Annotated in this window: 3 protein-coding genes and 1 pseudogene; 2 read left to right on the top strand and 2 right to left on the bottom strand. The window is 35.8% G+C overall.

The window, feature by feature from the left end; all coding sequences use genetic code 11:
- Positions 1 to 192 precede the first annotated feature (192 nt).
- On the bottom strand, positions 193 to 465 hold the full coding sequence (locus tag M4Z11_RS07280; RefSeq protein ID WP_249678022.1) for a CopG family antitoxin: 273 nt from the start codon (positions 463 to 465) through the stop codon (positions 193 to 195).
- A pseudogene (locus tag M4Z11_RS07275) lies at positions 452 to 610 on the bottom strand (BrnT family toxin); the annotation flags it as partial. The gene M4Z11_RS07280 and the pseudogene M4Z11_RS07275, both read right to left, overlap by 14 nt.
- Before the next feature lie 123 nt (positions 611 to 733).
- On the opposite strand from M4Z11_RS07275, the gene M4Z11_RS07270 reads away from it, so the two are divergent.
- Both M4Z11_RS07270 and M4Z11_RS07265 read left to right on the top strand, forming a co-directional pair.
- Positions 734 to 2,668, top strand: coding sequence for a type IV secretory system conjugative DNA transfer family protein (locus tag M4Z11_RS07270; protein ID WP_249678020.1), 1,935 nt, complete (start codon positions 734 to 736; stop codon positions 2,666 to 2,668).
- Positions 2,665 to 3,077, top strand: a 413-nt coding sequence (locus tag M4Z11_RS07265; RefSeq protein WP_249678018.1) for a S24/S26 family peptidase, incomplete at its 3' end; no start/stop codon positions are given. The genes M4Z11_RS07270 and M4Z11_RS07265, both read left to right, overlap by 4 nt.

Raw genomic sequence — 3,077 nt, 5'->3', positions numbered from 1 at the left:
TTCAAGTTTATGTAAATAATAATTGTGCGCATAATAAATAGTAATTATTTACTATTTACGTACAAAATATTTAGTAAACATTTAAAGAGTATTTAAATATTAAATTGTTATCCGTTGTGCCATAAAAGTTCGTTTTTTAGATTAGGATGGACGTTCATTATACATCAATAGCAGATTTCTATAAAGGATAGACTAACCACGATTACTTTTTCGTAAATCTTGTTCAATCAGATGCCTAACATAGCGTGTGTAAGGAATAGCTTGATTTTTAGCTTTTTCCTTTAAAGCCTTCATAAGCGCTTGAGGCAATCGAATGTTGATAGACGCCTCTTTAGGTAAAAATTCAAAATGAACAGGCTTAAAACCAGTTAAGTCATAATCTGTAAGATCAGCAGTATCAACAAAGTTTTCTGCTTCTTCATCTGTCTTAAAAACGGGCATTTGTTTTAATTTAGAGGTTTTCATAAAAATCAATCTCCTTTTGGTGCATATAACGAGCGCTAATAGGGCGTACAAATAGTTTGTTCTTTATTGTTCTTAAGGTAAAAACTAAAAAAATATATCGTTCATTATAGGTTCTTCCAATGGCTCTGAAACGTTCTTCTTTAACGTTTGGGTCGTTCTTTTGCGTGAAACGATAACGGCAAGGAGTGTAGTTTTTATACTTGGTTTGTTTGTATTTTTAGTATATAGAATTGTACAGTAAATACTGGAATTTTATGGGGATGGAAAATTGGGGGGCCAGTCTACACACGCATCAAAAAGCGCTTCTCGGATAATATTTGTATTTTTATTTTCTTTATATTTTGTTGTTCTTAATCAGTGTTGTACACAGTATTTAGCACATGTTTTTCATTATAATCCTTCTCTTGGTTCTCATTTTTTTAGATTTTATTTATCTTTTTCTTGGTTTTTTTGGATTTTTAAATTTTATGATTATGCACCTCATCAATGTAATTTGACATTTGTTTTATTCTGTATTGGCATTTTGATTGGTCTTACAGGTTTTTCTCTTTGGGCAGGTTTTCGGTCAAGAAGTAATAAAAGTACAAACGATCTTCATGGGACAGCGCATTTTGCGACTTTTAATGAAGTTCAAGAGACGGGTCTTCTGCCTCGAAAGAAGCAAAAAGGGCGGGGTGTTTATTGTGGAGCATTTAAAGATCATAAAACAGGTGTTTTACATTATTTACGTCATGATGGTCCCGAGCATATTATAGCTTTAGCGCCTACGCGTTCTGGAAAAGGTGTTGGTCTCGTGGTTCCTACTCTTTTGAGTTGGCCGCATAGTCTTTTTGTGCTTGATGCAAAAGGTGAGAATTACGCTATGACAGCAGGATGGCGGAAACAATATGCTGGGAATAAGATTTTAAGATTTGATCCAGCAGAACCAGATGTTGGATGCTCATGGAATCCGTTAGGAGAAATTCGCTTTAGAACTCGTCATCAGGTGGCCGATACTCAAAATATAGCGTTAATGGTTATTGATGATGATGGTAAAGGGATTGCTGGAGATCATTTTAGATCTGCAGCTTTTGAACTCTTAAATGGTCTTATTCTTCATGCTCTTTACAAATCAGAAGAGATTGGCCGCTTACCTTGTTTGCAAGATTGTGCCCACATGCTAACGGGAGTAGGAGATTTTTCAACTGTTCTTCAAGGCGATGATAATTTTGATTATGATGGGGATCCTAAAGCACTTTCTTCTTTATTCCGTGAAATGGAATCTCTTGAGATAAAAAGTGAAAATCCTCTTTTCAAACAAGCCGATCAGGAAGCAAAACTTGTTATTAATGGTGTTGGTCGGCGTATGGCTGGAACACCAGCACGTGAATTAGGATCAATTATTTCAACGGCCAATAATGCTTTATCTCTTTATAGAGATCCCATTGTGGGCGAGAATACAAAATATTGCGACTTTTACGTCAGCGATTTGATGGATTCAGAAGATCCTGTATCCCTGTATTTTATTACTACACCCCGTAATTTAGATCGTATGAAGCCATTGGCACGATTACTTTTAACACAAATGGTTCTCTCTCTTTCAGATCGAATGGAATTCGATGATGGAAGATCAAAGACAATTCATAAACATCGGTTACTTTTGATGCTTGATGAGTTCCCAATTTTGGGTAAGTTGGAAGTGTTTGAAAAAGCCCTTGCTTATATTGCTGGATATGGACTGAAAGCTTACATTATTACCCAAGATGTACAGCAACTTTACAAGATTTACACAACGAATGAAAGCATCATTTCTAATTGTCATATTCGTGTTGCTTATGCCCCTAATAAGGTTGAAACAGCGGAGTGGATGAGCAAAATGGCAGGGGAGACAACCATTGTTAGGGAAAAAATTTCTACTTCTGGAAAACGTTTTGGTATGGCGCTTGAGCAAGTTTCAACCTCTTATGAAGAAACACGTCGTTCTTTAATGACTCCTGATGAAATTATGCGCTTGCCGGGTGCTAAAAAAGATCATTCAGGAAATATTATTGAACCAGGTGAAATACTTATTTTTGTTGCTGGGAATAGCGTGATTAGAGGCACTCAGATTCTTTATTTTTTGGATCCATTTTTTTCAAGCGCTTCAAAGATTCCTCCCCCTGTTACGGATTATTTACATCAGAGAAATGAAGTAAAAAAAGACAAGGAAGGATTTGTTTTTTGATTAAGCAATTTGTTGTCGGCTTTACTTTGTGTTTTCTTGCAAGTGCGTGCTGTATCCTTTTTGCTCTTTCACAAGGATTTAGAGTCAACTATTCACATTCTGCGCCTAGAGGACTTTGGAAGGTTAATTATTTTCAAAAAGATTTGAAAAAGGGGAGGTTTATGGAAGTCTGTCCTCCAGATGTGCCTCTTGTCAAGATGTTTGTTGACAAAGGTTATCTTCACTCTGGTGTTTGTCCTAGTGGTTCTATTCCTTTTTTAAAACCTTTAGTGGCTGTTTCGGTACAGGGGACGCAAATTACGCTCTATGAGCATGTTAATAGAAAACAATTCATTAAGCAGTCTATTGCTAATATTGCATCAATTTTTGGACTTAAATCTTCAGGCTTAAAGGCTTTTGGAGTATTAGT

This window comes from Bartonella bilalgolemi (assembly GCF_023500045.1).
Taxonomy (GTDB): Bacteria; Pseudomonadota; Alphaproteobacteria; order Rhizobiales; family Rhizobiaceae; genus Bartonella; species Bartonella bilalgolemii.
The sequence above is the reverse complement of the archived record's forward strand: the minus strand, read 5'-3'. Positions and strand labels throughout refer to the sequence as shown.

Excerpts from the sequence above, each read along its gene's own strand:
- M4Z11_RS07280 (WP_249678022.1), bottom strand. The coding sequence starts at position 465 with ATGAAAACCTCTAAATTAAAACAAATGCCCGTTTTTAAGACAGATGAA.